Genomic DNA, 14,765 nt, shown 5'->3' on the forward strand with positions numbered 1-14,765 from the left:
GCTATTCTAAGCCTCCAGTTTCAGATTAAAATTTAAACCTTCTAATTCTAATATTCAGTGGTTCTTAATGAACGAGACAATTGATCTCCGCTTTCTCTTGGTCATCCGGGAAAGCGAGAGCTTGTTGGCCGCGTCACGTAAGCTGGGTCTGACGCCTTCGGCGGTGACCCAGCGACTTCAGCAAATGGAGAAAAAACTGTCGATTCGATTGCTGGATCGATCAGCCCGGCAGCTGCGCTTTACCGATGAGGGCGAGTTCTTGTGCCAGCGTGGGGCCGAGCTGGTCGAGCAGTTCGATTCCCTATTGGCGGATTTGCAAGAGCGGCGTAGTGGCTTCGTCGGCAAGTTGAAAATCAACGCACCGTTCGGATTTGGGCGACTGCACGTGGCACCCGTCGTGGCAGCTTTCCAGCGCCTCCATCCAGATGTAGAGATAGCATTGAGTCTGTCGGAACAGCCTATGGTCGAAGCGACTGACCGATTTGATGTGGTTATCCATATTGGGGAACTGCGCACCTCCAACCTGGTGGGCCATCCCATTGCCCCCAACCGTCGCTACGTATGCGCCTCACCCGACTTTATTGAACAGCACGGTCTGCCGGAGCACCCCGACCAGCTGGCTACCCTGCCTTGCATTGCATTGCGGGAAAACAACGAAGACGTCACGCTCTGGCATTTCACGCGCGCGGGTAAAACACACAACGTGCGAATCCGCCCAGCGTTGAGCTGCAACGATGGAAGTGTTATTCGGCAATGGGCTTGCGAAGGGAACGGCATCATCATGCGTTCTGAATGGGACGCTGCCGATGCTCTGGCGGAGGGAACGTTGATACGACTATTGCCGGGTTGGAAACTGCCAGAGGCCAATATTGTTGCGCTGACGCATCAACGCGAAGGGTTGCCTGCGAGAACGCTCAAATTTCTGCGCTTCCTCCAGGATCACTTCCGGCCGCAACCACTCTGGCGACAATAGATTTTGCACCGCAAGCCAAGATTGATTATTACCGTGGGCTGGAGGCCAAGAGAGATGCCTAGCGTTTGCTCAGCGCAGCATCAACGGGAATATCAAGGATAAAGGTCGCGCCCTGCCCGGCCCCGTCGCTGTGCACGGTCAAGCTGCCGCCCATTTCCTGCGCGGCGAGCGCGCAGCTGTGCAGGCCGAAACCGTGACCATCCTTGCGAGTAGTGAAGCCATGGGTAAAGATCCGCGCCAAGTGCTCTGGCGCGACCCCGTTGCCGTTGTCGGCCACCGTGATACGCAATACTGATCCGTCGACAAGGGACGCGCAGAACGTGATGCAGGGGCTGCGATCGCTCACGCCATCCAGCGCCTGCCTGGCGTTGCGGATCAGGTTCACCAGAATCAGCAGCACCCGGTGCCGGTCCAGCGACAGCAAGGGCAAGTCGGCAATGTTCTTGACCACCGTCACCTCCTTGCGTGCCAGTGATCCGGCACTCATGCGCAAGGCATCATTGATCAATTCCGGGACCGGTACTGTCTCGACGACGCTGACAGCAACGGCATAGGACTGCTGGGCAGCGACGATGGTTTTGATGTGGTCGATGCCCTTGATGAGTTGCCCGAGCTCTTCGATGATGCCCTGCTGCTCTTCCGTCACCACTTGCGCCAGCTTGAGCAGGTAATCGGGCAGCATCCTTCCCTTGTTGTCCGTAGTCAGAAAATCGCTCAGGTCATGGACGTGTTCGTTCATCAGCCGCGCCACTTTCCCCAGCCCCTGGGCCTTGGAGGTGCGCATCTGGCTGCTGACCAGTTCTGCCGAGACGTTCACGCTGTTGAGGACGTTACCGACGTTGTGCAGCACAGTCGTGGCGATTTCGGCCATGCCCGCCTGGCGGGATTTTGCCTGCAGTTCGCTTTGCACCTGGCTCATGCGCAGCGCCGCGCGTACGCGAGCCTTGAGTTCCAGCGGCGAGAAGGGTTTGGCGATATAGTCGTCGGCGCCACTTTCCAGCCCGGAGATGCAGGCCTCGCTACCGCCGCGGGCGGTCACCAGGATTACCGGTAAATGGGCAAAACCGGCGCTGGCCTTGATCCTGGCGGTCAGGCCGAAACCGTCGAGCTTGGGCATCATCACATCCGAGACGATCACGTCGATGGGTCGAAGCTGCAGCAGTGCCCAGGCCTGCTCTCCATCCGTTGCGGTGGCGACGATGTAGTCGTTTTGCAGAAGCTCGCTGAGATAACTGAGCATTTCCGGGCTGTCGTCCACCACCAGCACTCTGGATCGCAGGGCATGTTCCGGATGCGGCTCGTCGTCTGCGCCTTGCGTCGAAGCGCGGTCGTTGCGACTGCCCTGGCGGCCATCGTCAAAACGCAGGTGGCGCTGCTCCATCGTACTGGTTGTGCCCGCCGATGATCGCTCAAGCATATGGCTGGCTTCGGTCGGCAGGGTGTTCTGCTCAGCCCCCAGCGGAAGCCGGACAAAGAAGCGCGAACCCCGTCCAGGCTCGCTGTTGACGCCAACTTCGCCGCCCATCAGTTCGGCCAGGTCCTTGACCAGGGCGAGACCGATGCCGGTGCCGCTGTAATGGCGCGTGGCGGAGTTGTCGATCTGGGAAAAACGCTGGAACAACAGCGGCAGTTTGTCCGGCTCTATGCCGATTCCCGAGTCTTGCACCGCTAACTCAAATCGCTCGCCTTCGATCGGCGTCACTGCCAGGTGTACGGTGCCACCGCCGGGCGTGAACTTGATGGCATTGCTCACCAGGTTAAGGAGGATTTTCTCGAAGTGCCGGGGGTCCAGAAACACCGTGCCGAGCGCGGGATCGATGCGGCAAGTCAAGGTGCAGCCTTTGCCCTCGGCAACCATGGCGGCGTCCTCGGCCAGCACCCCCACCGCCTTGTTCAAATCAACCGGCGAGGGACACAGCTCGAACTTGCCAGCTTCGGCCTTGGAAAAGTCGAGGATGTCGTTCACCCGGTTCATCAAGCGCAATGCGTTGCGTTGGGCACGTTCGACCTGCACACGCCAGTCCGCTGGCGGGGTGTCCGCCGCCGAGAGCTGTTCCAGGGGAGCGAGGATGAGGGTCAGGGGAGTGCGCAGTTCGTGGCTGACCGTGGCGACAAAATCGCTCTTTGCCTGGTTGGCCGTCTCGGCCTGGTTGCGCGCCTGAATGAGTTCGACGGCCTGGGCCTCCAGCATGTCGGTCTGTTGGTGCAACGTGTCGGTCCGTTCGGCGACCATTCGCTCCAAAGAGGCCTGGACCTGCTGTCGCTCGGCCTCGGCCTCGGCCTCCAGCACCCGGATGCGCAGGGCATTCTCCTGGAACACCCGTACGGCGCGGGTCATGATTCCAATCTCGTCACCGCGCGCGGCGCTGGCAATCTCGGCGTTCAGGTCGCCGGCCGCAAGCCGGCGCATGACCGAGGCCAGGGCCACGATGGGCTGCGCGACAAATCGTGACGTGCTCCAGGCGATGGCACCGGCCAGCAGGACGGCGACGGTGCCCGCAATTATCGTCGCAAGCATGCCGCGATCGTTATGGACCAAGGCGTCGGAGCGCGCTTCACCGGCAAAGCGCGCAACCAACAGGCCGGCGCTCCGTGCCTCGTTGCGAACCTCGTCGCGCGCCGCGCTCAAGGCATTGCTCGCCTGATGGAACCTGGCGAAGGCCGCCCGGTAGCCGGCAATCTGATCACTGACCGTCAGGGGCGTCGCCTTGGCTTGCAGTGCCACGGACGAAGGCAGAACCCGGGCGAGACGGGAGAGCTCGTCGAGAATCTGCCCGACAGAGCGGGCGGTTTCGGCCGACGGTGACAGGCGAAACGACAAGGTCTGCGCTTCCAGCGTGGCGACACGCTCGGCGAAACGCTTGGATAACGCGGCGGCGTTGTGCAGCAACCCCGTCGCTGCCTGAATGTCGCTTGCGTCGTGGCCGACGAGCCCATCCGCGTCAGCCAGCATCGCCTCGAGGCGCGCGGCCGCATCCCCGACGGCGGCGAGCTGCCGCAACGCTTCGTCTCCCTGGCGTCTGGGGGCCTCGCCAAGGTGCTCTACCGCGACGCTGGCAGCAGCGACCGCCGCCGCCAGTTGGTCCAGAATCTCCGTTTCCTGAGGCGCCCCCATCACCTCGCGCAGTTGCTCGATCACCGGCAGGAGCGCCGCGCAGGCGTTGCGCGCCGCGATGGCAGCCGCCGCATCCTCGGTCACCAACATCTTGGCCACATGGGCGGTGATGATCCGTTCGCCGTTGCGCAGGACATCCAGGATGCGGTGGGCGCTTTCGATGTTGCTCATCCGCGCCTCGTGCCCGGCGGTGCGGGCATCGAGCCCCTTCAGGCCATCGGCGATGCCCTGTTCGACGAGGATCGTCGCCTCTCGCATCCGCCCGTAGTGGGCGGTCATGTTCTCCGTTTCGCCATCCATGGTCAGGGTCGCCGCGCGCAAGGCAGTGATCGCTGCGGCGAGCCGCTCCAGGCTGCCCTTGAGCGATTGCGCCTCGGCCGCCGGAATGGCGCTGAGGCCGGCGATCGCCGTCGCCACCATGCCTTCGGCCTGGGACAGACTCTCAGAATCGCGGGTGGCGATGAAGTTTTCCACACGCCCGGTGGCGCCGTTGACCGAGGCCAGGATCTCCGCCGAATGGCTGGCGGAATCCACCGCGCGGACCATGCCTCGCAAACCGTAGAGGTTCACCAGCGACACCGCCAGCATCAGGAACACCAGCGCGGCGACCGCCAGCCCGATCCTGACGGCAATGGGCCTGTCGGTGACGGGCTTGAATGTCACCATGGCGCTGCGCCTCCCCACTCCCCCGCCACTACTGCTTCGTAACCTCCGGCAAAGGCGTCGCCGGCGGCGCCGTATTGTTGTTGGCCGCGTCGATCATCGCGGCCACGGAAGCCTGGCTGTAAAAAGGATTGGCGGCGCCGCCCACCGGCATCGTCGCGAGCCAGGCGTCCAGGTCTTTTGCATCGATACGCACCAGCGGCACTTCGACGAACTTCGGCACCTGCTTGCCCGCCAGAATCTGCTGGGCCACCCAGAAACCTGCCTGCGAAACGCTGGGGGAGGCAGAAACAGAGACGGTCTCGTAGCCATTGGCATCGCGCTCCTGTTTCCACAGGGCGAGTTCGTCCTGACGATTGCCCATCACGATGATCGGCAAAGGCCGTCCCGCCGCCTTGAACGCCATGGCCGCGCCATAACCGTCGCCCCCTTGAGTCGCAACGGCATCAATGCTCGGCAGCGACGGCAGTGCCAGCGCCACTTCCTTGCGAGCGACGGAAGCCGTCCAGTTCCCGTACACGGTCTTGGCGAACTTCAGGCCCGGATAGTCGCTGGCGGCCTTGCGAATGCCGTCGCTGATGTTTTTATCGGTGGCATCGCCGGCAATGCCGCGGATCTCCAGCAGCGTTCCGTTGCCCTTGAGGCGCTCGGCGATGTAATCCATCTCCACGCGGCCCATGGCGGACCAGTTGTAATCCACGGTATAGACGCAACTTTCGCTGACCAGGCTGGCCATGACCACCACCACGATGCCGGCATTGCAGGCATCGCGGATCACCCCGTTCAGCGCCGTGTCGGACGCGGCCAGGACGACGATGGCATTGACGCCTTTGACGATCATGTCCTGGATATGGGCCGCTTGTTCCGACGCCGAATTGTTGGCGCTGACCACCGGAGCCTCGCGGATCAACCCATCCTTTTGCGCCTGGAGCGCGATCTCCTGCCAGTTGCGCACCATCACCTTGCGAAAATCGCTGCCTGCGTATGAATTGCTGAGGGCAATGCTATAGCTTGCGGTAGAGCCGCCGGCGACACCGCCGTCGGCCGCTTGGGCTGGATGGGCGGCAAGCATCGCCAGCCCGGTCACGCAACCGGCGAAGCGCCAAAGGACGCTGTGGATCAAGGGCCATTTCAATAATGGAACCGGGCATGAAGTATCAGACACGTACAGACTCCTTTCCTTGGCGGCGACTGAAACCCGTGCAACGACGGTAGTGGCAATGAGCATAGTCCCAACGTGCCCGCTTCGCGCGGCCACGGAGGATTTCAGCCAGCCGAGCCCCCTGATCGCGCCACCTTCACACCGCCGTAGCCGCAACCCCTCGGGCACGCCAGGCAAAAGCCAGCACCATCAGCAGCCCCAGACCCGCCATTGCCGCGCCGGCCAGGGAAATTGCCGGGTAACCCAACCCCGCGTTGATCACCGCGCCGCCCAGCGCCGCACCAATCGCGTTGCCGAAATTGAAGGCACCGATATTCACCGCCGAAGCCAGATTGGGCGCGTCCTTGGCGGCCTCCATCACGCGCATCTGCAATGGCGGTACCAAGGCAAAACTGGCGACACCCCAGATGAGGATGGCAACCGCGGCCGGCAGCGGCCAGCGCATCAGTACCGTGAACGCCAGCAGGACGAGAATCAGCACGCTCAGCGAAACGATCAGGGTGCGGTCTATCGAGCGATCCGCGGCCTTGCCGCCCCACATATTGCCCAGCGTCAGCCCCACGCCGAACAGCACCAACATGGCCGTGATAAAGGCACTGGATGCATGGGTCTCGCTGGTCAGGATCGGAGCGATGTAAGTGAAGACCGTGAACATTGCGCCTGAGCCGACTACGGTCAGGGCCAACGCCGCCAGCACCGGGCCGCGGCCCAGTACGCGGATTTCCGCCAGCACCCCGCTGCTCTGCGGCGCCGGCAGGTTGGGCAGCGCGAACCACAACGCGGCCATAGCCACTACGCCCAATCCGGTAATTCCCCAGAACGCGGTGCGCCAGCCAAACAAATCGCCAAACCAGGCCGCCAACGGCACACCGCCGATGGTCGCCAGGGTCAGGCCCATGAACATGGCCGCGACCGCCCCGGCACGTTTTTCCGGGGCGACCACGCTGGCGGCGACGATGGAGCCAACGCCAAAAAACGCACCGTGGTTCAGTGAGGTCACCACCCTGGCAACCATCAGGCTGTAGTAATCGGTCGCCAGCGCTGACATCAGGTTACCCAGGGTGAAAATCGCCATGAGTCCGATCAGCAGATAGCGTCGGGGAATTCTGCCGGTGGTCAAGGTCATCAGCGGCGCGCCGAGCAGCACGCCCAGGGCGTAGGCACTGACCAACAGACCCGCGGCGGGAATGGAAACGCCGAGATCCGCGGCGATGCCCGGCAACATGCCCATGGGGGCAAACTCGGTAACGCCGATGCCAAAGGCACCAATGGCGAGTGCGACAAGCGGTGGATTGATACGCATGGGAGCCTCCTTATCTATGCCGCAAATGCTACGATTCGGCCTTTGCAAGCGGTAGATAGCATTTCTGGCAAGCACCTTTGCGCGGGGAGCACAAATGGACTTCAACGGCAGATCAGGTGAAATGGCCATGTTCGCCACGGTGGCGCAGGAAGGCAGCCTGTCGGCCGCAGCGCGTGTATTGGGGCTGACCCCTTCGGCGGTCAGTCGGATCATCGCGCGAACCGAACAACGGCTTGGCACCCGCCTGCTGTTGCGCACCACCCGCTCGATTACCTTCACCGCCGAAGGCGAGGCTTACCTGCGCGCAGCCCGGCGTATCCTCGCCGACATGGCTGAGGTCGAAGAGGCCATCGCTGACCAGGGCGTGCCCAAGGGCCGTTTGCGGGTCAGTGCCGCCCTCGGCCATGGGCGGCAGACCATCGTTCCTCTGGTGGCCGCATTCAGCGCCCGCTACCCGAACATCGTCGTCGACCTCACCCTTGGCGACGAAGTAGTCGATATTCTCGGCGGCCAGGCCGATGTGGCGGTGCGGTTTGGCCACCTGCCCGACAGCCCGCTGACCGCCCGCAGGATCGGCGACACCGGCCAGGTGGTGGTGGCTTCTCCCGAGTATCTGCAACGACACGGCACCCCTCAGGAACCGGAAGACCTGCTGCGGCACAACTGTCTGCGCTTCAACTTCCGTCGCGCCGAACCCAACTGGCCGTTCACCCGCGACGGCAAAGAGTTTTCCCTGAAGGTCAGCGGCAACATCGAATGCAGCAGCGGCGAGGCGCTGGCACAGTTCGCACGGTTAGGCGCTGGCATCGCCCGTATCGGCGAGTTCAGCGTGGCCGAGGATCTGCAACGCGGCGATCTGGTATCGCTGCTGGATGCCTGGAACCCCGGAGACCGGGAGCCGATCCATGCCGTCTTCGTGGGGGGGGCGGCGATGCCGGCGCGGGTACGGGTGTTTGTGGACTTTCTGCTGGAGCATCATCGGATGTGAGGTTGAGCTGTATCTCACGCATGAACAGATTCGGCCCCTGCGCAGAAAATACCGACAGCACTGAATGCGTTGACAATCCAGCTGCTAAGCTCAGTTTCGCTCCAGACCATAAGCCATAACAACTCAAAGAAAGGTAAGGCAGCATGAGCACGGTACAGCCTCCGACCACGTCAAAGTCCGCGAAATGGCGCTTCAAGGCAGGCATCGTGATTCTTTGCCTGATGCTCACGTTATGGTTGCTGGTGCCGCTGGCGGCGGCTGCGGATGTACCCCGCTCCACCATCGCGGCGATCACCGGCGCGCTGTTCATCATCAACAAGGTGCTGTTGCTGCTGGTCATCGCGGTGATGGGCAAGGCGGGTTTTCAAGAGCTCAAGCAGAAGGTGTTCGGTTATGTGTCGGGCCTTGTACCCAGTGCCGAGCAGGAGGTCAGCGTCACCCGCCACCGTATTGGCCTGGTGATGTTCTGCCTGCCGTTGTTGTGCTCTTTTCTTGAACCTTATATCGATGCCTTCGCGCCCGGCTTTCGCCCCAACAGCTGGGCATTGCAACTGCTTGGCGATGTCCTGTTGATCGGCAGCTTCTTCGTCCTGGGTGGCAACTTCTGGGAGAAATTGCGCGCGTTGTTTATCCGCACCGCACGGGTCAATACCACTGCCGACGCGGTCTGATCCGACGCCAGGGTCGCCGCCCCCGGCGCTCTGTCAGCTGTTTTTTGGATGGCCATGACTTGCAGGTGCCGATATGCCCGATTCGCCCAGTTCCGTCGAGCCTGAGTTACAAACCGAACCGCTTCCTGAAAAGCCTGCGCCAGCCAATCCGCTAAGGCGCATTGCCCTGGGCGTTGCAGTGTTGATCGCCGTGCTGTTCACCCTCTCGATTTTCATGGAGCGCCGCACGCCCTCGACGTCACAAGCCGTGGTGCAAGCCTATGTGGTGGAAATGGCTGCCGAGGTGGGTGGCCGTGTGACAGAAATTACGGTGCTCGACAATGCCCGGGTGAAGACCGGCCAGGTGCTGTTTCGTATCGACCCGCAGCCTTACAGACTTGTCGTCAGCGAGGCAGAGGCACGGCTGGAGGAAGCCGGCCAGGCAGTGGGCGCCAGCACCGCCTCGGTGGATGCCGCCCAGGCGCAGCTGGTGTCGGCGCGAGCGCAGCGCGACAACATTCGCGAGCAAGCCCGACGGGTGAATCAACTGGTTGAGCGTGGCGTGTTTGCCGCCGCCCGCCAGGATGAAGCGAAAGCCTCGCTGGGCTCCGCCGAGGCGGCCGTGAGCAAGGCCCAGGCCGACCTGGAACGGGCGCGCCAGCAACTGGGGCCCAAAGGCAACGACAATCCGCAGTTCAAGCAAGCCCTGGCCGCGCTGGAAAAAGCCCGGCTCGATCTGGTGCGCACCGAAGTCATCGCACCCGCCGACGGCGTGATCACCCATCTCCAGCTCGCGGTCGGTCAGGTCGTCAGCGCCGGCCAACCGGCACTGACCTTCATCGACAGGGGCACGGTATGGGTGTCTGCCGCGTTCAAGGAAAACAGCCTGGAACATGTGCAGGCCGACGATCCGGCGGAACTGGTGTTCGATGTATTGCCGGGCCGTGTGTTCAAAGGCCGTGTTGAAAGCGTCGGCTGGGGTGTCGCGCAACAGGGCAGCAGCAACTCGGCCCTGCCCTCGGTGCGCAACCAGAGTGGTTGGGTGCGCGACCCGCAGCGCTTTCCGGTACGCCTGATAGTGGAGGAACCGCACCCGATCGGCCCGCGTTACGGCTCGCAGGTGAGCGTGGTGATCTATACCGATGACAACCCCATGACTAACGCACTGGGGGCATTCATGACACGCCTGGGCGCCTGGCTGAACTATGTCAATTGATGGGCAGGCCGAACTCGAGCTGCTGCGGATCAAACGCCAGGGATTGCGTGTCGCCCTGGCAGTGACCGTGGGCTTGTGCGCGGGTCTGGTCCTGGGCGAGGTCCTGCCGTTTCTCGCGCCCTTGTTCGCCGTCCAGTTCCTCTTGGCCAGCCGCCGCGCGCCAGCGCTGTCTCAAGGGTTGATAACGTTGCTGGTGAGTATGCTCACCGGCGCGCTGCTGGTGGGTGTGACTGGTATGTTCGGTGAGCGGCCATGGATATTGCTGCCGCTGCTTTGGCTGTTTTATCTCGCCTGTTTTACCGCGCAAGGCCGGCAACCTGGCGGCGCGGGACCAGCGCTGATGCTGGTGATCGCCATTGTGGTGCCGATGCTCGATATCGCGCAGAGCGATCTGGGCGAGTCCATTGTGCTGGTACTGGTCAAGGCGGTCGGCCTGGGTTTGCTGCTGGCCTGGGGCGCCCATGCGCTGCTGCCCGACCCTGCTGGTGAACATACCAGGCAGGCCTCCGCCCAGCCTCACGAGCAGACGCTGTTGATTCGCCAGGCCATGGCCAGCGCGACGATTCTGCTGGCCATGGTTGCGCTGTGCCTGAGCGACCCACGGCTGGCCACGGCGATCGTCGTACCGATCACGGTGGCCTCGTTGCTTAGCCAGTTTTCCCTGGGCATGAGCAGCCGCACCGCCCTTGGCCTGGTGCTGGTCAACCTGCTAGGCGGAATGGCGGCGTCCGTGGCCTTCACGCTGTTTGAACTGCGCCCGACCCTGTGGCTGGTGGCGCTGATCCTGTTGCTGGTAAGCCTGCTGTTTGCCGGCAAAGCCGCCGTCGGCAACGCCACTGGCAAGATATTCGGCGGCGGGCTTATCACCTTCGTTATTCTGTTCGGGCTCGGTGTATCGCCACTGCCAACAGAGACGCCACAGCTGTTTTCCAGCCGAATCGCCTACGTGCTGTTTGCAGTGGTCTATGCCATTGGCCTGGCCGCGCTGCTGTGGCCAAGAGCGCGCGTATCGGAGCCTCGTCCGCAATCGGTGTAGGTGATCCACTCCTGCACGAGGCGCGTCTGCTTGCGGTGCGGCCGTTGTCTAGTCTGGTTTTACAACAGCCGGCACAGCCATTCGGGCAAAGACATACAGCAGCATCCCCACCAGGATAAGTGCCCCGCCTCGCAGCCACGTACCCCACTCTTGCTGACTCAGCAATAAGAGGCAAGACAGGATCGCCAGCCAGGGTACCCAGGTGGGAACCTGAAAATGTTCTTCTGCAACCTTGTCCTTGCGTAACACCAGCACGGCCATGTTGGTGCTGAGGAACACGAACAGTAAAAGCAGCACAACGGTTTGCGCCAAGGTCGCCAACGTTCCTGTCAGCGTCAGTGCGATGGCTACGAGCGTCGTTGCAATAATCGCCGCCCACGGTGTGCGCCTATGCGGCAGGACCCGTCCCAGGACATCTGGCAACAGCCCCAGATTGGCCATTCCATAAGTGAGTCGACTGGCCATGATCATGGTCAGCAGCGCTCCGTTGGCCACCGCGATGAGCGCGATAAAAGCGAACAGGCGAGGCGAAATGTCGAGCCCGGAAGCCCGAACCACTTCGAGTAATGGGGCCGATGTGGCAAGCAGTTTCTCCGTTGGCAAAACTGAAGACGCGGCGACCCCAACAGCCATGTAAACCACCCCTGCGGTAACCAGCGCCGCGAACAAGGCCCGTGGGTATACCTTGCGAACATTCTTGATTTCTTCCGCGAGATTGGCGGACGTCTCAAAACCGACAAACGAATAGAACGCGAGCAACGCCGCGCCCAACACCGCCAGCATCGGACTGACCCCAGGCTTGAACTCCAGCGCCCTTGCCAGTTCAGCTTCGCCAGAACTGAAAAAGTAACCCGCAGCAACGATGACCAACATCAGCCCTGACAGCTCGATCACGGTCATCAGCAGATTCGCCCCCAGAGATTCCTTGATCCCTCGCGCATTCAAGAGGGCAACGACCAGCAGGAAAATCAGCGCAGCAACGTGGGGTGATACGTGGATGAATGCGCCAAGATAGTCCCCCGCGAAGGCCAGCGAGAGACCGGCCGCGCTGGTCACCGCCGCGGCGAGCATGCAAAAACCAACCAGGAACGATATCAGCGGTGACTTGAAAGCCTTTTCGGCAAACACCGACGCCGCGCCCGCGTGAGGATATTTCGAGACAAGTTCGGCGTACGAACCTGCCGTCAACATGGCGAAGAACAACGCGATCAACAACGGCACCCAGATCGCCCCGCCTACCTCTCCGGCGATGGTACCCGCAAGCGCATAAACGCCAGCGCCCAGTACATCGCCCAGGATGAACAGAAACAGCATCGGCCCCGTGATGGCACGGCGCAAAGAGGGCTTGGGTTGTGACCGGTTCACTGTCATTTGAGGCTCTGCCAGGGGGATTTTTTTCGCAAGATTCATCCGAGCGTCATGCCCTCGCATAACCTCTGAGCAGTGGAAAAATTCGCAGGGTAAAAGTTCACTAAATTGCCAGCCGAGGAAGAGCTCCCGCCAGGCACTATCATGCATCTGTAGGATGGCAGTCTTGCTTTAGTGGGCCAATAATCGCTCACAGGCCCTGCCCGCGTCCAAACGACGTTCCGGCCCTCAATGACTTCGTGACGAAAACAATAAGAACGTCGCATAGAGGTACATACGAATGAGCCGTCATGATCATGGTCACGCCTGCCTCCTTGAGGCCTTCAGCGCAATGACACTGGAGCTCCAGCGCCTGGCGCAGGACAAGGACATCGAGCATTTCCACGAAGCGGCGCTGAGCTGCATCAGCCAGCTGTTGCCCTTCGAGAGCGCCTGGTGGGGCCGCGGCGCGTTGGTTGACGGACTGCCTGAAGAACACAGCTCCTATCTACATGAACTGCCCCGCAGCTACCTGTCCGACTGGCAGTCGATTCGCCATATCGATGTGACTGTCGCCAGGGCCCACGATGTTCCGGGGCGAGCGGTCATCGTCGACATGCGCAACCCTGCCAGCGGCTCCGGGCTTAACTGGCTCGGCCAGACGTACGCCATCGGCGAGTTGCTGTGCGTGGTGTACATCGACCCGCAAACCCACCTCAGCGACCACCTCGCACTCTATCGCGCCCCAGACGCGGCACGCTTCACCGAGCAAGACTGCCTGTTGCTGAACAATCTCATGTTGCACCTGGTGGCGGCGGTATCCGCCAATCAGATTCGCACCCTGGTGGCGATGCGCGAAGCCCTCACGCATCCGCGCAACCTCGCGCTCGCCGTGTGCGACCAACGCGGCACCCTGCACTGCGCGGAACGTGGCTTCGTCGACTTGTTGTTGAGCGAGTGGCAGGACTGGACCGGCCCTTGCCTGCCGGTGGCGATGAACGCTGACGGCTATGAAGGCAAGCACTTGCAGATCGAGGCATCGACGGTCGGCGACCTGCTCCTGCTGGCCGCTCGCAGCCGCACGGTGCTGATGCAACTGAGCCCACGGGAAAACGCCGTGGCCCAGGGTTTCGGCGAAGGCAAGACCTACAAGGAAGTCGCCCGCGACCTGGGCATGTCCCCCAACACCGTGCGCCACCACATCCGGGCGATCTACAGCAAGCTCGGAGTCAAGGACAAGGCCCGTATCGCCCATCTACTGCATGCCCCTCCCGACTGATCCGCACCGCTGACTTGCGCTGAATTTTTCGCTGTCGTTTTGACGGCCACGGGACGCCTTTGTCCTTTTTTGCCCCTCTGCCATCGACAGGCGAGCCATTCGCCGCACGACAACTCAAAGAAGAGATGCAATGCCAATGACCAAGACTTTCACGCGCAATGCCGCACTGGCCCTGATCGGTGGCTTGTCGAGCCTGCACGCCAGTGCCGCCGACCTCAATGCCCGGGATTTTTTCGGCGCGCCTTCAGGCACCAACCTGGGCGTGGTGTATTTGCCGGCGAGCCGCGCTGACGACTTTCACGGCCCGGCCGACAGCACCGGCAAGGCCGACCTCAAGGTCAACGCCATGGCTTACCGTCAGGTATTTTTCACCGACGTCTGCGGCACCCTGTGCACTCCGCAGTTCATCGTGCCCTTTGCCGACATCAGCGCGCGCCTGCCAGGTGCCAGCCAACACACCGGGGAAAGCGGTTTTGGCGACCCTCAGGTCGGCGGCACGCTGTTCATCATCAATGAACCCGCCTCGCGTACCTACAGCGGCTTGCTGACCCTGATCACCCTGCCGATTGGCGAATACCACGGCAAAAATCCAGACGTATCGCCCGGTGCCAATCGCTGGGGCGCGACCTTCGTTTACAACTACACCCAGGGCATCGGCGAAAAATGGGTATTGGAGGCGAACCTCGAAGCCCAGCTCTACGGCAAGAACGACGACTACTTTGGCAGCGAGCTGAAACAGGACCCGTTGTATCGTCTGCAGGCCTTCGCGTCCTACGACTTTACGCAAAGCACCTACGGCGCATTGCGACTGATCCACGCCGATGGCGGCGAGCTGCGGATCAACGACCAGCGCATCGATGACACCCACAAGCGCTACACCCAAGCGGGCTTCGAAGTCGGCCACTGGCTGGATAAACAGAACCAGGTGATGTTCGGCCTTTCGCAGAACGTTGCCACCGATAACGGCTACCACGGCACTGACGCACTGCTGCGTCTGGTCCACGTGTTCTGAATTCATTCATCGGAGTTTCCC

Annotated in this window: 11 protein-coding genes and 2 pseudogenes; 7 read left to right on the plus strand and 6 right to left on the minus strand. The window is 62.1% G+C overall.

The window, feature by feature from the left end:
• The first annotated feature begins 67 nt into the window (after positions 1–67).
• Complete coding sequence (locus tag J3P89_RS14665) at positions 68–973, plus strand: LysR family transcriptional regulator (protein ID WP_434694618.1); 906 nt, start codon at positions 68–70, stop codon at positions 971–973.
• A gap of 58 nt (positions 974–1,031) precedes the next feature.
• Here the strand turns inward: J3P89_RS14665 and J3P89_RS14670 are convergent, their stop codons facing one another.
• The 5 genes and pseudogenes from J3P89_RS14670 to J3P89_RS14690 form a co-directional block, all read right to left on the minus strand.
• Positions 1,032–1,892, minus strand: coding sequence for a sensor histidine kinase (locus J3P89_RS14670; RefSeq protein WP_434697995.1), 861 nt, complete (start codon positions 1,890–1,892; stop codon positions 1,032–1,034).
• Positions 1,893–2,390 (minus strand): annotated as a pseudogene (locus J3P89_RS14675) (response regulator transcription factor); the annotation flags it as partial.
• Positions 2,391–2,441: 51 nt separating this feature from the next.
• Positions 2,442–4,754 (minus strand): annotated as a pseudogene (locus tag J3P89_RS14680) (ATP-binding protein); the annotation flags it as partial.
• A 28-nt stretch (positions 4,755–4,782) separates the two neighbouring features.
• The gene (locus tag J3P89_RS14685) at positions 4,783–5,823 is read right to left on the minus strand and encodes an ABC transporter substrate-binding protein (protein ID WP_434697996.1); all 1,041 of its coding nucleotides are present in this window, start codon (positions 5,821–5,823) and stop codon (positions 4,783–4,785) included.
• A 226-nt stretch (positions 5,824–6,049) separates the two neighbouring features.
• Positions 6,050–7,216, minus strand: coding sequence for an MFS transporter (locus J3P89_RS14690; protein ID WP_434694619.1), 1,167 nt, complete (start codon positions 7,214–7,216; stop codon positions 6,050–6,052).
• Positions 7,217–7,310: 94 nt separating this feature from the next.
• On the opposite strand from J3P89_RS14690, the gene J3P89_RS14695 reads away from it, so the two are divergent.
• The 4 genes from J3P89_RS14695 to J3P89_RS14710 all read left to right on the plus strand — a co-directional run bounded on the left by J3P89_RS14695 (position 7,311) and on the right by J3P89_RS14710 (position 11,106).
• Positions 7,311–8,204, plus strand: coding sequence for a LysR family transcriptional regulator (locus J3P89_RS14695; protein ID WP_434694620.1), 894 nt, complete (start codon positions 7,311–7,313; stop codon positions 8,202–8,204).
• A gap of 143 nt (positions 8,205–8,347) precedes the next feature.
• A complete protein-coding gene (locus tag J3P89_RS14700) occupies positions 8,348–8,875 on the plus strand; it encodes a transporter suffix domain-containing protein (RefSeq protein WP_434694622.1) in 528 nt (175 codons plus the stop codon).
• A gap of 73 nt (positions 8,876–8,948) precedes the next feature.
• Positions 8,949–10,070, plus strand: a complete 1,122-nt coding sequence (locus J3P89_RS14705) for an HlyD family secretion protein (protein WP_434624335.1) — start codon at positions 8,949–8,951, stop codon at positions 10,068–10,070.
• Entirely contained in the window at positions 10,060–11,106 is a 1,047-nt protein-coding gene (locus J3P89_RS14710) for a DUF2955 domain-containing protein (RefSeq protein ID WP_434694623.1), read from the plus strand. The genes J3P89_RS14705 and J3P89_RS14710 overlap by 11 nt, the downstream gene beginning before the upstream one ends.
• A 48-nt stretch (positions 11,107–11,154) precedes the next feature.
• On the opposite strand, the gene J3P89_RS14715 is transcribed toward J3P89_RS14710, so the two are convergent.
• A complete protein-coding gene (locus J3P89_RS14715; protein WP_434697997.1) occupies positions 11,155–12,477 on the minus strand; it encodes an APC family permease in 1,323 nt (440 codons plus the stop codon).
• A gap of 277 nt (positions 12,478–12,754) precedes the next feature.
• Here J3P89_RS14715 and J3P89_RS14720 point away from each other — a divergent pair, with 277 nt between their 5' ends.
• On the plus strand, positions 12,755–13,732 hold the full coding sequence (locus tag J3P89_RS14720) for a helix-turn-helix transcriptional regulator (protein WP_434694624.1): 978 nt from the start codon (positions 12,755–12,757) through the stop codon (positions 13,730–13,732).
• Between the two features lie 130 nt (positions 13,733–13,862).
• A complete protein-coding gene (locus J3P89_RS14725; RefSeq protein WP_434694625.1) occupies positions 13,863–14,744 on the plus strand; it encodes a transporter in 882 nt (293 codons plus the stop codon).
• Positions 14,745–14,765: the final 21 nt, after the last annotated feature.

The organism is Pseudomonas sp. Z1-14 (assembly GCF_051132005.1).
GTDB lineage: Bacteria > Pseudomonadota > Gammaproteobacteria > Pseudomonadales > Pseudomonadaceae > Aquipseudomonas.

Coding starts and splice junctions, on each gene's coding strand:
- J3P89_RS14705 (WP_434624335.1), top strand. CDS start 8,949: ATGCCCGATTCGCCCAGTTCCGTCGAGCCTGAGTTACAAACCGAACCG.
- J3P89_RS14715 (WP_434697997.1), bottom strand. CDS start 12,477: ATGACAGTGAACCGGTCACAACCCAAGCCCTCTTTGCGCCGTGCCATC.
- J3P89_RS14710 (WP_434694623.1), top strand. CDS start 10,060: ATGTCAATTGATGGGCAGGCCGAACTCGAGCTGCTGCGGATCAAACGC.
- J3P89_RS14670 (WP_434697995.1), bottom strand. CDS start 1,892: ATGAGCCAGGTGCAAAGCGAACTGCAGGCAAAATCCCGCCAGGCGGGC.
- J3P89_RS14725 (WP_434694625.1), top strand. CDS start 13,863: ATGCCAATGACCAAGACTTTCACGCGCAATGCCGCACTGGCCCTGATC.
- J3P89_RS14695 (WP_434694620.1), top strand. CDS start 7,311: ATGGACTTCAACGGCAGATCAGGTGAAATGGCCATGTTCGCCACGGTG.
- J3P89_RS14690 (WP_434694619.1), bottom strand. CDS start 7,216: ATGCGTATCAATCCACCGCTTGTCGCACTCGCCATTGGTGCCTTTGGC.
- J3P89_RS14700 (WP_434694622.1), top strand. CDS start 8,348: ATGAGCACGGTACAGCCTCCGACCACGTCAAAGTCCGCGAAATGGCGC.
- J3P89_RS14685 (WP_434697996.1), bottom strand. CDS start 5,823: ATGCTTGCCGCCCATCCAGCCCAAGCGGCCGACGGCGGTGTCGCCGGC.
- J3P89_RS14665 (WP_434694618.1), top strand. CDS start 68: ATGAACGAGACAATTGATCTCCGCTTTCTCTTGGTCATCCGGGAAAGC.
- J3P89_RS14720 (WP_434694624.1), top strand. CDS start 12,755: ATGAGCCGTCATGATCATGGTCACGCCTGCCTCCTTGAGGCCTTCAGC.